The sequence below is a fragment of the Leifsonia sp. 10N434 genome, assembly GCF_056394405.1.
The window spans coordinates 1-16,130 of record NZ_JBFTHV010000010.1 but is presented as its reverse complement, the minus strand read 5'-3'; the positions used below and the strand labels follow the sequence as shown (position 1 = coordinate 16,130).

The window sequence follows — 16,130 nt, the reverse complement described above, 5'->3', positions numbered from 1 at the left end:
GGGCCATGGCCCTCCGGCATCACCTGGTCACGGTGGCCGCGTTTCTCGTCTACCCGAAGCGGGAGGGCGGAGACGTGCTGGCCACGTTGACCGCGGACCCCGACGAACTGCCGAGCAGAATCGCTCTCGAGTCGGAGAGCGACGCCTCCGTCGACCTGTTCGCGCTCTACGACGTCTCGGACGCGCCGCGATTCGTCACCTACGTTTTCCAGCGCACCGTGGCCGCGCCCCGTTCCGCTCGACATCGCGGAGTCGCCGCCTGATCGCATCTTGACTCAGCGCCCGCGCCAGGCGAAGGTACTCCCAGAGACCTGAGAGGAGATCGCGGTGGGGAGCCTGATCTATGACGGCAGCGCCGAGTTCACATTCGACGACCGGGTGCTCGCGCACCTGCAGATCGTCGTCAGCAGCAAGTTGCGGAGACGCGAGGGTTTCCTGCTGATCTGGACCGATCGCACCGCGTCTCCCGAGGGACACCTGCGCTCGATCTGGCTCGATCCGTCCATCAGCGTGCAGTTCGCCTTCGCCGGCACCACGCTTCCGGAGATCCAGCGCGAATGGCTCGAGATCCTCACGGAGAAGGCGAATTCCAATCCCGGTCTCCGGCTCGACGACGACCTGCGCGCGGAGATCAGGGAAGAGCTTCCTCAGGGCACAGCGAAGGCGCAGCGCTCGCGACGCAGCCAGCGCGTCCCCGTGAACGAGAGCTGAGTCCGCCCGCCCCGCTTACATTGCAGCAGGATGCGTGTTCTATGGCCAGCGGGACGGAGGTGCCCGATGAGCCCTCGCCGAGACGCGGAGCGCCGGCTGCGCGTGCACGTCACCGGCGGCGAGGTACTGGGTGTGCGCGAGGGGGCGATCTGCGCCTGGCGCGGCATCCCCTACGCAGCGCCGCCGACGGGTGAACGGCGCTTCCGCGCCCCGGCACCGGTCATCCCGTGGACCGGCACCCGAGACGCCTCCGCGTTCGGCGCCATCGCTCCGCAGACGCTGCGGCGTCGGCTGCGCGGAGCGCCGGCGCTCGTCGCGACGGACGAGGACTGCCTGACCGTCAACGTGCAGGCTCCAGACGACGACGACGGCGGCGAACCGCTGCCGGTGATGGTCTTCATCCACGGTGGAGGCTACAGCTCCGGATCGTCTCGTGAATTCTCGGGCCGCGGGGAGAGTTTCGTCGCGTCCGGCCGGGCCGTCTACGTCAGCTTCAACTACCGGCTCGGACCGTTCGGCTACCTCGACTTCTCCCGCTACTCGACGCCGGCGCACCCGTTCGACAACAACCTCGGGCTCCGCGATCAGCTCGCTCTGCTGCGATGGGTTCGGGACAACATCCGGGAGTTCGGCGGGGACCCAGGCAATGTGACGGTGTTCGGGGAGTCCGCCGGCGGCAACGCGGTGATCGCGCTGCTGGCGACGCCGACGGCCGAGGGCCTCTTCACCCGCGCGATCGCCCAGAGCGCGCCGCCGTCCGCGATGTACGGGCCGGAACTGACGTCGGCGTGGGCGGCGGACTTCGTCGACATCCTGGCCGCCTCGACCGGGGCCTCGCCAGGGGACGAGCAGGAGGCGGGCGACCTGATCGCCGGCGCCGAGGTGGCCGACCTGCTCGCCGCTTCGCTGGTGCTGCAGACCCGGACCCCCGAGGTGTACCCCGGCCGGTTCTGCCTCGCGCCCGTGATCGACGGCGACCTGCTGCCCGAGCATCCGATGACCGCGATCCGGATGGGCCGGGCGCATCGGGTGCCGCTCATCATCGGCACCAACGATCGCGAGGGCACGGTGTTCCGCGGTCGTGTCGACATCCTGCCGCGCTCGCCCCGCCGGATCGCCGCCGTGTTCGGTCGCGCGCCCGTGTGGTCCCGCGACCGGATGAGGTCGGCGTATCCGGGGCTCCCCGACGCGCGCGGGGCCGCCGCCGACTTCAGCGGCGACTACGGGTTCTGGTACCCGAGTGTGCTGACGGCCGACTTCCACTCGGCGTACGCGCCCGTGCACTCGTACCGGTTCGACCTCGCACCCCGCCTGCTCAAAGTGCTCGGGCTCGACGCGACGCACGGGGTCGAGATGTTCGCGCTCTTCGACAGTCTCGATCTGCCGCTCGCCCGGGCGATGACCTCGCTGGGCGGCCGCGAACCCTATGCGTCGGCGGGCGAGCGGATGCGTGCGTACTGGCTCGACTTCGCCGAGGAGGGCCGCGTGGCCGACACCTGGCCGCCGTACGACGTCGAGCGCCGCGCCACGCTGATCATCGACCAGAACGACCGGATCGAGAACGATCCGCATCGAGCGCGGCGGCGGGCGTGGGGGCTGTTCCTGCCCGAGCTGTCGGGAGGTCTGCGGTTGTGGGCGGCCCGGTCGTCAGCCCAGGCCGAGCGCGCGGAACAGAGCGGACCAGCGTGACGGACGCGCGCTGGTCACCGTCACCGGCGACGCGGGCGGCGACGTGCGGTGCGCCGCTGAACGCAGGGAGCGACGCCCGGCCGCCGCGAGATCGTGCAGCTGGTTGCGCCGCGAGCCGTCCCAGTTCGCGTAGAGATAGGTGCCGCCCGCGTCCGAGAACGCTCTGACGGGCGCGCGCACGTAGGCGTCGGGTCCGGCGAAGTAGCGGGCGCGCCCAGTGGCGATCTCCGCGGATGCCGTGCAGACGTCCACGACGCCGTCGGTCGTGATCAGGGCGACGATCGACCCGATGTCGTCTCGGGCTACGATCTCGATCTTCAGGTCGCGAATCTCGGGCACCTCGTGTCTCGGGGCCCGCACGCGCGGGCCGGTGATCTCTCCGAGGACGAAGGAGTGTCGTCGTGCCGGCAGCCGCCGCTCACGGCGACGGCGCCAACTTCCCCACGCTCGATGCTAATCCCACCCCATTGATCGATTCCAACAGGAGTTTGCGATGCCATTCAGCAGACGACCGGATGAATCGCGGCCCGGAGTACGGTGTGGCCAGGAGGCGCGATGAAAGTCAGTGACACGAGTGACCTGTGGTGGAAGAGCGCGGTGATCTACTGCCTCGACGTCGAGAGCTTCATGGACGGCGACGGCAACGGGATCGGGGATCTCGGGGGTCTGGCGACCCGCATCGATTACCTCGCTGAGCTCGGGGTCACCTGCCTGTGGCTGATGCCCTTCTACCCGTCGCCCGACCGGGACGACGGCTACGACATCACCGACTTCTACGGCGTCGATCACCGGCTGGGGCACCTCGGCGACGTCGTCGAGGTGATCCGGATCGCGCGCGACCGCGGCATCCGGGTGATCGTCGACCTCGTCGTGAACCACACCTCCGACAAGCATCCGTGGTTCAAGGCGGCGCGATCGAGCCGCGACTCCCCCTACCGCGACTTCTACGTCTGGCGCGACGAGCCGCCCGCCCACCAGCCGGCCCCGGTGTTCCCTGATCAGGAGACGAGCGACTGGCAGTGGGACGAGAAGGCCGGCCAGTACTACCAGCACGTCTTCTATCGCCAGCAGCCCGATCTCAACATCACCGACGAGCGCGTGCGCGACGAGATCGTGAAGGTCATCGGCTTCTGGCTGGAGCTCGGCGTCTCCGGGTTCCGGATCGACGCGGTGCCGTTCCTGCTGCAGACCGACGGGGTCATCGACGGCGCCCGCAAGCTGCCCGACCCGCACGCCTACCTGCGGTCGCTACGGGCGTTCCTCGGGCGGCGCACGGGCGACGGCATCTTCCTCGGCGAGGTGAACCTGTCGCGCGAGGGGCAGAACGAGTTCTTCGACGGCGCGGAGGGCGACGAGCTGACGATGCAGTTCGACTTCATCGCGATGCAGAATCTGTACCTGTCCCTCGCCCGCGGCGACGCGCGGCCGCTCGCCGAGGCGTTGCTCTCGCGGCCGGAGGGCTCTCCCGACATCCAGTGGGCGAACTTCGTGCGCAACCACGATGAGCTCACCCTCGACAAGCTGACGGACGACGAGCGCCAGGAGGTGTTCGCCGCGTTCGGACCTGAGGAGCGGATGCAGGTGTACGGCCGCGGTCTCATCCGGAGGCTGCCGCCCATGCTCGACGGCGACCCGCGCCGCATCCGGATGGTCTACAGCCTGCTCTTCTCACTGCCGGGCACCCCCGTGCTGTTCTACGGGGAGGAGATCGGGATGGGCGAGAACCTCGATGCCGGCGGCCGGATGTCGGTGCGGACGCCGATGCAGTGGACCGCCGGACGCAACGGCGGATTCTCCACCGCCCGGCCGTCACGGCTCCGCACGCCGATGACCGAGGGTGCGTTCGGCCCCGAGCATGTCAACGTCGCGGACCAGCGGCCCGACCCGGACTCGCTGCTGCAGTTCATGACCGGCCTGATCCGGCACTACCGCAACGCCCGCGAGCTCGGCTGGGGAGCGTTCGAGGTGATCGAGCAGCCCGACTCCGCGGTGTTCGCGCACACGCTGACCGCCGGGCGTCACCGCACCGTCGCCGTCCACAACTTCTCGCCGGATGCCCGCACGGTGCGCCTTCCGGTGGGCCTGCCCGACGCGGCACTCGCTGCGGAGGCTGGCGGCGAGCACGGCATCCGGCTCGTCGACCACTTCACCGGCGTGACGGTGCCGGTCGAGCGCGGTGCCGCGGAGGTGCCGCTCGACGGGTACGGGTACCGCTGGTTCCGCGTCGAGGGCTAGAGGATGGAGGGCTAGAAGATCGGGGGCGCGCTCGTGAGCGGCCGGTGGCAGACTTTCGGGCATGGACATCGAACAGTGGTGGCCGCGGCTCGCGCAATCCGCTCGAGAGTGGCTCGTTGCGAACAACGGCGATGAGGTTCCGTCGGAGATCGTCGAAGAGATCGAGGCCGCCGGCGGCCCCGGCCTGCACGACTCGTGGTGGGGCGATGAGGTGCCGAAGCACCACGCCATGCCCGACACGGCCGTCGACTGGATCGAGGCCTCCGCGAACGACGAGCCGACCGACGTGCCCTAGCCGGCCGGCGGCCTGCCCGGTTGGCCGGCGTGGCCGGCCACCTGCCGCCGACGCATTTCCGGAACCTCGAGCGGACACGCCGCGTCGACCGGCGCAACTCCGGAGAACGCGCGCCGACGGCCCCGATCATCCGGATTCACGCGGGGCGGCCCGCATCCGCTCATGGCCGGAATACGGGGATGCGGATGAAAGTTGAGCTTAGTAGACTCAACTTTGTCCGACCCGTCTGAAAGGAGACCCATGGCCAACATGCAGGGTGCACCCTCCACGCAGGAGGAGCAGAAGAGCGCGCTCGAACAGTACGGTGTGAACCTCACGGAGATCGCCAAGAGCGGCAAGCTCGACCCGGTCATCGGGCGGGACGCCGAGATCCGCCGGGTGAGCCAGGTGCTGACCCGTCGCACCAAGAACAACCCCGTGCTCATCGGCGAGCCCGGTGTCGGAAAGACCGCCGTGGTGGAGGGCCTCGCCCAGCGCATCGTCGCGGGCGACGTGGCCGACTCCCTCAAGGGCAAGCAGCTCGTGATGCTCGACCTCTCCGCGCTGGTCGCCGGCGCGATGTACCGCGGCCAGTTCGAGGAACGCCTCAAGGCCGTGCTCAAGGAGATCAACGATGCCGAAGGCGGCATCATCACGTTCGTCGACGAGCTGCACATCCTGATGGGCGCCGGCGGTGGCGAAGGATCCGTCGCGGCCTCGAACATGCTCAAGCCGATGCTCGCGCGCGGTGAGCTGCGGCTCATCGGCGCCACCACGCTCAACGAGTACCGCGAGTTCATCGAGAAGGACGCCGCCCTCGAGCGCCGCTTCCAGCAGGTGTACGTGGGCGAGCCGAGCGTGGAAGACACGGTCGCCATCCTGCGCGGGCTCAAGGGTCGCTACGAGGCGCACCACGGTGTCACCATCGAAGACTCCGCTCTCGTGGCCGCGGCGTCGCTCTCGAACCGCTACATCACCGCCCGGCAGCTCCCCGATAAGGCGATCGACCTCATCGACGAGGCGGCCAGCCGGCTCAAGATGGAGATCGACTCGGCGCCGGTCGAGATCGACACGCTGCAGCGCGTCGTCGAGCGCATGAAGCTCGAGGAGTTCGCGCTCAAGAAGGAGAAGGACGACGCCAGCAAGGACCGCCTCGCCCAGCTGCAGGAGCGGCTGCGTGAGAGCGAGAGCGAGCTCGAAGAGCTGCAGGAGCGCTGGCGGCTCGAGAAGGCGTCGCTCAACCGCGTGGGCGCGCTGCGCTCGCAGCTCGAGGAGGCCAAGACCAAGCGCGACCTCGCCCTGCGCGACGGCCGCTACCAGGAGGCGTCCAAGATCGAGTACGAGACCATCCCGTCGATCGAGCGGGAGCTCGCGGAGGCCGAGCAGGCCGAGCAGCACCCGGATCGCCCGCGGATGGTGAACGAGCAGGTGACCAGCGAGGACATCGCGGCGGTCGTGGCGGCGTGGACCGGCATCCCGGTCGATCGCCTGACCCAGGGCGAGACGGAGAAGCTGCTCCACCTCGAGGCGGAGCTCGGCCGCCGGCTGATCGGGCAGAAGCGTGCGGTGACGGCCGTGGCGGATGCGGTGCGCCGCACCCGCGCGGGGATCTCCGACCCCGACCGGCCGACCGGGTCGTTCCTGTTCCTGGGTCCGACCGGTGTCGGAAAGACCGAGCTGGCCAAGGCGCTCGCCGCGTTCCTGTTCGACGACGAGAAGGCGATGGTGCGCATCGACATGAGCGAGTACGGGGAGAAGTTCTCCGTATCGCGGCTCGTCGGCGCCCCTCCCGGCTATGTCGGTTACGAGCAGGGCGGCCAGCTGACCGAGGCGGTGCGGCGTCGTCCGTACTCCGTCATCCTGCTCGACGAGGTCGAGAAGGCGCACCCCGAGGTCTTCGACGTGCTGCTGCAGGTGCTCGACGACGGCCGGCTGACCGACGGTCAGGGCCGTACGGTCGACTTCCGCAACGCCATCCTGATTCTCACCTCCAACCTGGGCAGCCAGTATCTGGTGGACCCGACGTTGAACGAGGTCGAGAAGGAGGAGGCCGTGCTGCAGATGGTGCGCCAGGCGTTCAAGCCCGAGTTCGTGAACCGCCTCGACGACATCGTGGTGTTCTCGACGCTCGACAAGGAGGAACTCGGCGAGATCGTCGAGCTGAACATCGACCGCCTGATGCGGCGCCTGCAGGACCGCCGGCTCGAGCTGGCCGTCACGCCGGATGCGCGTGCCTGGCTCTCCGAGCGCGGCTATGACCCGATCTACGGTGCGCGTCCGCTGCGCCGGCTGATCCAGCACGAGATCGAGGACCGGCTCGCGACGGCGCTGCTCAGCGGGGTCGTGCGCGACGGGGACCTCGTGCGGGTCGACATCGCACCCGGCGGCGGCGCTCTCACCGTCGTCCCCGTGCGCGACGAGGAGTAACCCCTCCGCCTGCAGCGCACCCGGCGCCCCGGCACACACGATCGAGTCCGAACTTGTTGCGCCGAAATGCGGCGTGTTGCAGCAACAAGTTCGGACTCGATTTCGGTGGAGCCGCTACGGCTGGGCGAGCCAGCCGTGGCGCGGCGGAGTCGGCCAATGCGGCTTCGTGGAGACGATCGACGACACGGCGCCGGTCGAGGGCGACAGCAGCACCTCGCGCTGCTGCGGGTGGAACCAGTCGAACAGTCCACCGAGCGATCCGGCGCGGCTGTCGAACGACGAGTCGCCGATGCGTCCGGTCAGCCAGTTGTTCTCGATGAACCGCAGCACCGACGTCTGCTCGATCGCCGTGTGGTCGACCTTGTTCTTGGCCGCGTACGGCGAGATCACGAGCAGCGGCATGCGCTGGCTCGGTCCGCAGCGGTCGGCGTAGCCGCCGGCCACGTGCTTCACGCTCGTGCAGACGGCCGAGTCCGCGGCCGGGTCGTTCGACCCGTTCGCGACCTTCGGCGCCACGTGGTCGTACCAGCCGTCGGAGTCGTCGTAGGTGACGACGACGGCAGTGCTCGACCACGAGCTCGACTTCTGGATGGCGTTGATCTCGTTGACGAGGAACTTCTGCTCATCCAGCGGGTCGGAGTAGGCGGCGTGCCCGTCCTGAGCCTCCGGAGCCTTGAGGAACGACACCGACGGGAGGTTGTTGTTCTTCAGGGCGGCGTCGAACGAGGTCGTGTCGTACTGGTGGTTGGCCTGGTCGGTGTGACCGATCGCCTTCTCCGACGACGGCGCGAGGTGGTGCGGATTCGACGTCGACTTGTAGTACTGGAACGGCGAGTGGTGCGGCGAGTAGTCCTTCACGGCCGCGCCGGTGATGTTCGCCGTGGTCGCGTCGCACTTCGCGTAGCTTCCGGCGGCGCCGCTCCACGGCGTGGTCGGCGTGAACCCGCCCTGGAACCAGCCCCAGGTCACGTTGCGCTTGTTGAGCAGGTCGCCGATGTTCTTGCCCGACATCCCGACGACCGCGCTGGTCGACGTGTGGTCGTTGTCGGAGCAGTCGTCGTACGCGGGGTCGGGGTCGCCGATCACGCTTCCGACACCGGCAGCATTCGGCGACGAAACCGCCGTCGAGGCGGGCAGCACCGCGCCGGACTTCGGGTCGTACGCCGTGCCGCCGTGCGTCTGGCCCGAGATCAGGTTGAGCGCGCCGGGCGTCGACGGTCCGAACAGGGTGTCCCAGTTGTTGTCGCTCATGGAGTAGTTCTGGGCGTAGTTCCAGAGACCCGTGACGGTGTTGCCGTCGTAGTAGTCCATGGCGAGCCCGGGTGCCCCGAAGAGTCCGGTGCAGGTGTCGGTGGACGTCTTCTGCACGAAGAGGTCCATCTTGCCGTTGTCGACCGCCTGCTGCTCAGCGCTGTAGCCGTGGTTCTGGTCGCAGGTCGCTGCCTGCGACGGCGCCAGGCGCTTGGGCGGGTAGAGGTTGGGGTTCTTCGTGAGGGCGCCCGAGGTGACGAGGGTGTTCGCCTTCGGGGTGCCCTTCGCTGCGGTGAAGGTCGTGCCGTCGGTGTTGGCGGCGGTGGGATAGGTGCCGAAATAGTGGTCGAACGAGACGTTCTCGTCGAAGATCACGACGAGGTGTTTGATCGGCGTCATTGTGAACGACGACGACGAGCGTGAAGGCGAATGGTCGGTGCCGGCGACCGCCGGTGATCCCGCGAGTATCCCTGCGCCGACCAGGGCTGTCGCGCCGACGAGCGCGAGAGCCGCATGACGCAGACGGAACGTGCTGAACACTGGTTCCTCTTTCTCTTCTCTGGTGTCGGCGCGGGCGCGCCGAGTCTGTACGGCCGGTCAGGCGAGCATGCTGCGCCCGAGCCAGTCGGAGCTGTCGCGCGCACCGGGCAGCGCGAAGTAGTAGCCGCCCCCGAACGGCGAGATGTAGTCGACGAGCGGCTCGTCGGCGAGCCGCTTCTGCACGGTGACGAACTGGCGCTCGAGGTCTTGATTGAACGCCGTGAAGATGAGGCCCATGTCGAGGTTGCCGTTGCTGTCGAGACCCGCGTCGTAGTTGTATGCCCGGCGGAGCATGCGCTGATCGGCCGTCACCGCCGTTCGCGGATTCGCGAGTCGCATGTGCGCGTCGAGCTGGATGACGTCGCCCGTTGCGTCGTTCTCGTAGTGCGGGTCGTCGAACTCGTGGGAGGCCGTGAGGGGTGCGCCGCTGTCACGCCGACGGCCGATCATGTTCTCCTGCTCGTGCAGATTCACCCGATCCCAGAACTCGACGAGCATCCGGATGAGGCGCACCACGTGATAGCTGCCGCCGGAGACCCAGGCCGGTTCCGCTCCGCCGGCCTTCGCCCAGACGAGGGATGCCATCAGCGCGGCATCCGTCACCGCGGGGTTGCCGGTGCCGTCTTTGAACCCCATCAGGTTGCGCGGCGTTCCCGACGGCCGCGGAGGCGACACGAACCCGTCCTGCCGCCAGCGCACCTGCATCGCGCCACGCGTCGCGCGGGCGATCTCGCGCACGGCGTAGGTCACGGCGTCCTGGTCGTTCGCGCAGACCTGCAGCAGTAGGTCGCCGTCGCAGACCTCGCGGCGCAGGGCGTCGTTCGGGAAGTCCTCCATGGTGCGCAGCCGGGCAGGCTTGGCCGCCGCGAGCCCGAACCGGTGGTCGAACAGCGACGCCCCGACCGAGAGCGTCACAGTGAGGCCATCCGGTCGCACCGTGCCGCCGAGGATGCCCGAGTCGCGTGGCGGCGAGGTGAGTCCGGGGTCGGGCGGGGTACCGCCGGTCGTGGCGAATCGCGCGCGAGCGGTGATGGTGCGGAACAGGTCGGCGAGTTCGGCGCGATTGTCCGCGGTGACGTCGAGGGCCACGAACGCGGAGGCGCGCTGGGCCGGGGTCAGGATGCCCTGCTGGTGCACGCCGTGGAACGGGAACGCGCCGGATCGCTCCACGGTGCTCGCCGCGGTTCCGCCCGGCGACGACGCTGCGGCAGCGGGCGACCCGGCCGTCAGCGTTGCGCCGGCGGCCGCCGCGAGTGGCGCCGCCACCCCGGCCCCGAGCGCCGCGCCCAGAAACCCCCGTCGATCGATCCCCGTCATGATTCCCTCCGCATGTCGCAGATGGCCGCCACCGGGGCCAGCAGTTCGGCCGCCTCGTCGAGTGCTGCGTCGAGGCGCTGGCGGTCGGCCCGCGGCAGCGAGGCGAGCGGTGTCCAGGTGCCGTCGGCGTGGCGGTAGGTCTCGACCAGGCGGTGCGACGAGACGAGCGAGGCCGTCGTTGCCGCGAGCGCCTCGTAACGCGAGCTCAGGATGTCGTGCAGCGGGGCCAGGGCCTGCTCCGCCCCCGTGAGTTCGGCGTCGATGCTGGCGAGGGCGGACCCGGAGCCCGCGTCCGTCGCATCCGTGAGGTCGAACTGGATCGCGTTCTCGACGATCTCGTGCGCGCGGAGTCCGATGTCGTTCGGATCGATCTCCGCGTCGGCGAAGTCCGTGGCGAGCTGTGCGGTGTCGGAGGCGAGCCGCGCGATCGCCGCTGGGATCGCGCCGGACGTCGGGTCGGGCACGGCTCCCGTGCCCGACCAGAGGAGTGCCTCGATCTTGTGGAAGCCGGTGAGGCCGGGGTCGTCGGCGACCGTGCGGCCCGGCGCGGGCATCCCGTCGATCGCATCGCCGAGGTCGCCGAAGGCATCGTATGCGGCGCCGAGCGTCTGGTAGGTCTGGTGAGCGGTCAGCCAATCAAGGCGTGAGGCCGCTAAGTGGCCCTCCGATGCGTCGTCGCCGAGGAGCGCGACCTGCTGGCGGAGCACGGGGATGCGCGAGGCGACCCAGCGTCCGTAGGTCTGGGCGACGGGTATGAGGTCGTTGCGCGTCACCGGCACTATGCCCGGCGTCAGCTGAGCTCCCGGTGGTGCGGCGCCGACCATCACGGTGGGGCCGCGGACCGGATCGGCGTCGGCGGGCAGGCAGACGAAGCGGTAGCGTCCGGAGCCGAGCGTCACCCGGGCGGTCGCCCGCGCCGCGGCGCCGATGCTCTCGAGGTCGAGGTACACCTTCTTGCTGTCGGCGGCCTGCAGGTAGACCTCGATGCCCGCGACCGTGCGGTTGGTCACGGTGAAGGTCTGGTCGCCGCCGTTCACGTGGACCTTCGCGCCGGAACCCCAGCCGGCGCCGCACGTGTCGAGATCCGCCGACACCGAATAGGTGGTCGACGACGCGGCACTGCCCGGATGCGCGGCGGCCGACACCACGCCCGGTCTGGCCGCGATCGTCAGCACCACCGCGACCGCCACCAGCACTCCGAGTGCCGCGAAGAACGCGGCGATCCGGGAGCGCTTGGACATCGCGCGATGCCTCCTCGAGGTGATGGGTGGGGGTCGTCCGCGGGGCGAGCAGAGAGGTGCGACGCCAGCGGACAGTGCGATGCTAGGGCGGCGCCGAGCGACCGGAGCCCGGCTTCACGTTCTGTTCACCCGACCGCCACGCGCCGTACCTCGAACGGGGGACTCCGGCCCCGGCGCCCAGCCGTGGCGGCGTAGGCTTTCAGCCATGCTTGCTACCGTCATCCACGGCGAACGGGACATCCGCGTCGAAGAGGTCCCCGATCCCGTTCTTTCCACCGGAGGCGACGCCATCGTGCGCGTCGTCGCCGCCTGCGTCTGCGGTTCCGACCTGTGGCCCTATCGGGGTGTCACCCCCACCCATCACGCGCACCGCATCGGACACGAGTTCGTCGGCGTGGTCGAGGAGGTCGGGCCGGAGGTCACGACCATCGCCCCCGGCGACTTCGTGATCGCGCCGTTCTACGACTGCGACATGACCTGCGTCAACTGCAAGAACGGCGTCAGCACGTCGTGCCTGAACGGCGGCTGGTGGGGCTCGGACGACAAGCTGGGCGGGTTCGCCGACGGCGGCCAGGGCCAGAAGGTGCGCGTTCCGCACGCCGACGGCGCCCTCGTGGCGACGCCCGAGTACCCGAGCGAGGAGCTCATCCCGAGCCTGCTGACGCTCTCCGACGTGATGGGCACCGGGCACCACGCCGCGGTCTCGGCCGGTGTCACCGAGGGAAGCACGGTCGTGGTGGTGGGCGATGGAGCCGTCGGCCTCTGCGCGGTGCTCGCGGCCTCGCGTCTCGGTGCTTCGCGGATCATCGCGATGTCGCGGCACGAGCCGCGCCAGGAGCTGGCCCGCGCCTTCGGAGCGACGGACATCGTCGCGACGCGCGGCGACGAGGGCGTCGCGGCCGTGAAGGAACTGCTCGACGGGATCGGCGCCGACTGCGTGCTCGAAGCGGTCGGCACCAAGGAGTCGATGGACCAGGCGATCCGCTCGGCCCGCCCGGGTGGGATGGTCGGCTACGTCGGTGTCCCCAACGGCGGCCCCGAGCTTCCGGTTCGCCCGCTCTTCAACGACAACATCGGCGTCAACGGCGGTGTCGCCCCGGTGCGCAACTACGTCGAGGAGCTGCTGCAGGACGTGTGGTCGGGCGCGATCGACCCCGGCCGCGTGTTCGACCTCGAGCTGCCGCTCGAAGAGGCCGCCGAGGCGTACGCGGCGATGGACGAGCGCCGCGCGATCAAGGTGCTGCTACGCCCGTAGAGCGTGACCGCGGGCTGCCGGGCTGCCGCGCGACCGCCCGGCGTGAGTGGTCGCTAACTGTCGCGCGCAAGGGCCCTCAGGCGCCGGCAGCGACAGTTCGTGACCGTTCACGCCCCGGCGCCCGCCCAGGCTGTGGAAAAACACGAGTGGCGCCGATCGACCTTCCGGAGTCGGGTGAAGGTCGAGTCGGCGCCACTCAGTGCCGTGCCGCGTGCGGGCGCGGCACGGCGCGTTGCGCGCTGCTAGGCGTTGACGACGAGGATGTCGTCGAGCGCGACGCGCGTGCGGGGGGCGAGCTCGCGCTCGCGCAGGCGGTCGGGAAGGGCATCCGGGTCGCCGACGGTGCCGAGGGTCGTCACCGAGACAGGAACGAAGCGCTCGTCGATGTCGAACGCCTCGCGCAGGCCCTGTGCGTCGAAGCCGCCCATCTGGTGGGCGTGCAGTCCGTCGTGGTGGGCCTGGATGGTCAGGTGGGCGACGGCCTGTCCGAGGTCGTAGTTCGCCCAGCGGCGCTCGTTGCCCTCGGGGTCGATGACCTCGGCGAGGGCGACGATCAGGGCACCGGCCGAACCGGCCCAGGTGGCGTTGAAGCCGAGGAGGTTCGCGACGATCGCGTCGAAGGCGGGCGTGCCGCGACGGGCGACGATGAAGCGCCACGGCTGCGTGTTGGCGGCGGAAGGCGACCAGCGCGCCGCTTCGAGGGCGGCGTTCAGCTTCTCTTCGTCGATAACGGCTGCGGCGTCGTACGACCGCGGGCTCCAGCGCTCGGCGAGGGCCGGAAGCAGCTGTGCGGTGGTGTCGGCGGTGCGGGTCGACAGGTCGGCGAGTGACATGGAACTCCTGGAGTCGAGGGTGGGTGAAGACGCGGCTCCATTGCCTGCCTATCTATTTCTGTTCATCCATGTAAACGCATCAATCTGTGAGGTATTCCCAGAGTCCGGCGCTCCGCATGACGTTCCTCGTCAGCGGCGGCGCCGCCGTAGCGCGGATGCCGATCACGCGGCGATCGGCGCCTCGCCGTCCTGGTACTCCTTCGAGAGCATCCGGTACGACTTCGTGAGGAACGCGCCGAGCGCGAGCAGCACCAGCACGATGCCGGCGAAGAAGAACACGAGCGCGATGCCGCGGGCCTCGCCGTCGCCGACCAGCCATCCCCAGTTCGCCTGGCCCGCCTCCGTCTCGAGGAACGGGATGATGATGAACTCCGCGATCGGCGCGATCAGGAAGGCCGTGATCGGAGCGGCGGCCGACTCGAAGGCCTGGGCGAAGCCGAACACCCTGCCCTGCCGGCGGAAGGTCACGACCTTCTGGATGACCGTCTGCTCCGAGGCCTCGACGGCCGGGATCAGCGTCATGTAGAGCCAGATGCCCGCCGCGTACAGCCACCACCAGTCCCGGATGGTGAACAGTGAGCCGAGCACGCCCATCACGACGACGAGCACGAGCATCGTGCGGATCGGGTTCGCGCCGAGGCCGAACTTCGCGACGACCAGGCCGCCGACGATGAAGCCCGTCGACGCGACGCCGAACACCACGCCCCACAGGGCGACGGGGAACAACTCGAGACCGTACGGGTCCATCAGGGCCAGGTAGACGCCGCCGATGAAGTTGTTGAACGTCGAGAAGATGATCAGCGCGAACAGCCCGGGAGCGCTCCGGATGGCCGCGATGCTGCCGCGCAGATCGACGGCGGGCCGCTTGCCGCCTTCGACGTGCGGCGCCTCCTCCGGGATCCGCAGGAACAGCAGGTGCAGTAGCGCGATCGCCGTGAGCAGGATGGCGATCACGAGCGTCCAGCCCATGCCGAGCAGGCCGATCGCCAGGCCGCTGAAGACGCTCGTCACGATGAACGCGAGGCCCTGCACCGTGCCGACCATGCCGTTCGCGTTCGCGTGCCGCTCCACCGGCACGAGGAGGGTGACCGTGGTCGACAGCGCGATGTTCCGCATGTTCTCGATCACCGAGCCGAACAGTATGACGCCGGCGAAGATCCAGAAGATCGGGCCGCCGAGATCGATGATCGCCGACTCCGGGTACAGCAGGTAGAAGACGCCGGCGATGCTGAAGGAGACGAGCGTTATCACGCTCGCGAACAGCATCACGTGATACTTGCGATGACGGTCGACGACGGTGCCGAACACGATCGAGAACACGGCGACCAGCAGCATGTAGGTGCCGCCGACGATGCCCGTGGCGAGCACGGATCGCGTCTCCAGGTACACCCAGAACGTCAGCGCGAACCAGAGGAAACTCGTCGTGATGTTCGCGATCATCGTGTTGATGAGCACCTGAGCGAACGTGCGCATGCCGCCCGCAGGCGGGGTGGATCTCTCTGACGCGACTGCCGACGGCTCCGTCATGCGTCGAGGCTACGGGATGCCGCCGACGCTGTCACGGGTGCGCGCTGATCGTGGAACGCGTTCTCGCCTCGCTGTCGAGTCCGCATTGCGGAGGACGTGGGAGTGCTCAGTGCTGTGAACGGCTTGTGTCCGCTGTGTAAATTTTCACGAGTTCTGGAAGCGCTTTCAGGCCCTCTTTCGGGGGTCACAAACCGGGGTACAAGCCGGGGTACACGGGCGCTGCCGGAGATTGATGCGGGTTCAATGCACGACGAAAACGGAATGCCGCGTGACCGGCCATTCTGCGACCCCCACTCGGGGGTGTGTCCGTCATTTCGCCGACGCGTTTCCGATGTCCGCGTGTCGGCGGACCCGGGTGCCGTCGACGCCCTCGAAACCGCGCGGTGGGTGGGTCTCCGAACGCGGGCGGAGGACCCGATTTTCGACTTGCGCCGGGTCTGAGAAGGCGGCTAGAAACAGGACATCCCGAATCCGACCAGGTCCCCGACGTTGTGGATTTCACGCCCTCGACCACGAAAGGTCTCATTCGTGTTTATTTTCATTCTTCAGATCAGGCACATGATCGAAGGTCATCCGGAGTTTTATCTGTTTGCGGTGTATTCGGCGTTGATCTGGGTGATTTGGATCATCAAGGTGGTGGTGTCGAAGCGGTATCGGCCGTATGTGGAGCCGCATGTGGTCTCGACGAGTGTGGTGGTTCCGGTGGTGGATGAGCCTCTGGAGTTGTTCCGTGATGTGTTGGGGCGGATGGTGGAGCAGCGTCCGGGGGAGATCATCGTGGTGATCAATGGGGCGCCGAACCCGGGTCTGGTGGGGGTGTGTGAGGAGTT

General features: G+C 68.9%; 13 protein-coding genes and 1 pseudogene. 8 read left to right on the top strand and 6 right to left on the bottom strand.

Going from position 1 to position 16,130, the window contains the following annotated elements; translation table 11 throughout:
• The first annotated feature begins 5 nt into the window (after positions 1-5).
• The 3 genes from AC1DB1_RS18965 to AC1DB1_RS18955 all read left to right on the top strand — a co-directional run bounded on the left by AC1DB1_RS18965 (position 6) and on the right by AC1DB1_RS18955 (position 2,400).
• The gene (locus tag AC1DB1_RS18965) at positions 6-263 is read left to right on the top strand and encodes a hypothetical protein (RefSeq protein WP_477201930.1); all 258 of its coding nucleotides are present in this window, start codon (positions 6-8) and stop codon (positions 261-263) included.
• A gap of 64 nt (positions 264-327) precedes the next feature.
• Entirely contained in the window at positions 328-711 is a 384-nt protein-coding gene (locus tag AC1DB1_RS18960; protein WP_477201929.1) for a DUF7882 family protein, read from the top strand.
• 66 nt (positions 712-777) lie between these two features.
• Positions 778-2,400: a carboxylesterase/lipase family protein gene (locus tag AC1DB1_RS18955; RefSeq protein ID WP_477201928.1), complete on the top strand. Its 1,623-nt coding sequence runs from the start codon at positions 778-780 to the stop codon at positions 2,398-2,400.
• Here the strand turns inward: AC1DB1_RS18955 and AC1DB1_RS18950 are convergent.
• Positions 2,359-2,739, bottom strand: a complete 381-nt coding sequence (locus AC1DB1_RS18950; RefSeq protein WP_477201927.1) for a hypothetical protein — start codon at positions 2,737-2,739, stop codon at positions 2,359-2,361. The two genes, AC1DB1_RS18955 and AC1DB1_RS18950, sit on opposite strands and share 42 nt — an antisense overlap.
• A gap of 216 nt (positions 2,740-2,955) precedes the next feature.
• Here AC1DB1_RS18950 and AC1DB1_RS18945 point away from each other — a divergent pair, with 216 nt between their 5' ends.
• The 3 genes from AC1DB1_RS18945 to AC1DB1_RS18935 all read left to right on the top strand — a co-directional run bounded on the left by AC1DB1_RS18945 (position 2,956) and on the right by AC1DB1_RS18935 (position 7,336).
• Positions 2,956-4,635: an alpha-amylase family protein gene (locus AC1DB1_RS18945; protein ID WP_477201926.1), complete on the top strand. Its 1,680-nt coding sequence runs from the start codon at positions 2,956-2,958 to the stop codon at positions 4,633-4,635.
• Between the two features lie 61 nt (positions 4,636-4,696).
• Positions 4,697-4,930 (top strand): hypothetical protein, encoded by a 234-nt coding sequence (locus AC1DB1_RS18940; protein ID WP_477201925.1) that lies wholly within the window; start codon positions 4,697-4,699, stop codon positions 4,928-4,930.
• Between the two features lie 240 nt (positions 4,931-5,170).
• Positions 5,171-7,336, top strand: a complete 2,166-nt coding sequence (locus AC1DB1_RS18935) for an ATP-dependent Clp protease ATP-binding subunit (RefSeq protein ID WP_477201924.1) — start codon at positions 5,171-5,173, stop codon at positions 7,334-7,336.
• 114 nt (positions 7,337-7,450) lie between these two features.
• Here the strand turns inward: AC1DB1_RS18935 and AC1DB1_RS18930 are convergent, their stop codons facing one another.
• Genes AC1DB1_RS18930 through AC1DB1_RS18920 form a run of 3 tightly spaced genes read right to left on the bottom strand, consistent with a single transcriptional unit; the run spans position 7,451 to position 11,685 of the window.
• The gene (locus AC1DB1_RS18930; RefSeq protein WP_477201923.1) at positions 7,451-9,127 is read right to left on the bottom strand and encodes a phospholipase C; all 1,677 of its coding nucleotides are present in this window, start codon (positions 9,125-9,127) and stop codon (positions 7,451-7,453) included.
• A 57-nt stretch (positions 9,128-9,184) separates the two neighbouring features.
• Complete coding sequence (gene efeB / locus AC1DB1_RS18925; protein ID WP_477201922.1) at positions 9,185-10,444, bottom strand: iron uptake transporter deferrochelatase/peroxidase subunit; 1,260 nt, start codon at positions 10,442-10,444, stop codon at positions 9,185-9,187.
• A complete protein-coding gene (locus AC1DB1_RS18920) occupies positions 10,441-11,685 on the bottom strand; it encodes an imelysin family protein (protein ID WP_477201921.1) in 1,245 nt (414 codons plus the stop codon). Before AC1DB1_RS18920 ends, efeB begins: the two co-directional genes overlap by 4 nt.
• 205 nt (positions 11,686-11,890) lie before the next feature.
• Between AC1DB1_RS18920 and AC1DB1_RS18915 the strand changes: the two genes are divergently transcribed.
• Complete coding sequence (locus AC1DB1_RS18915) at positions 11,891-12,940, top strand: zinc-dependent alcohol dehydrogenase family protein (protein ID WP_477201920.1); 1,050 nt, start codon at positions 11,891-11,893, stop codon at positions 12,938-12,940.
• A gap of 242 nt (positions 12,941-13,182) precedes the next feature.
• Here AC1DB1_RS18915 and AC1DB1_RS18910 read toward each other — a convergent pair whose 3' ends face one another.
• Both AC1DB1_RS18910 and AC1DB1_RS18905 read right to left on the bottom strand, forming a co-directional pair.
• Positions 13,183-13,773, bottom strand: a complete 591-nt coding sequence (locus AC1DB1_RS18910) for a nitroreductase family protein (protein ID WP_271177946.1) — start codon at positions 13,771-13,773, stop codon at positions 13,183-13,185.
• Between the two features lie 162 nt (positions 13,774-13,935).
• Positions 13,936-15,300: an MFS transporter gene (locus AC1DB1_RS18905; protein WP_477201919.1), complete on the bottom strand. Its 1,365-nt coding sequence runs from the start codon at positions 15,298-15,300 to the stop codon at positions 13,936-13,938.
• Between the two features lie 528 nt (positions 15,301-15,828).
• On the opposite strand from AC1DB1_RS18905, the pseudogene AC1DB1_RS18900 reads away from it, so the two are divergent.
• Positions 15,829-16,130: pseudogene (locus AC1DB1_RS18900) on the top strand (glycosyl transferase family 2); the annotation flags it as partial.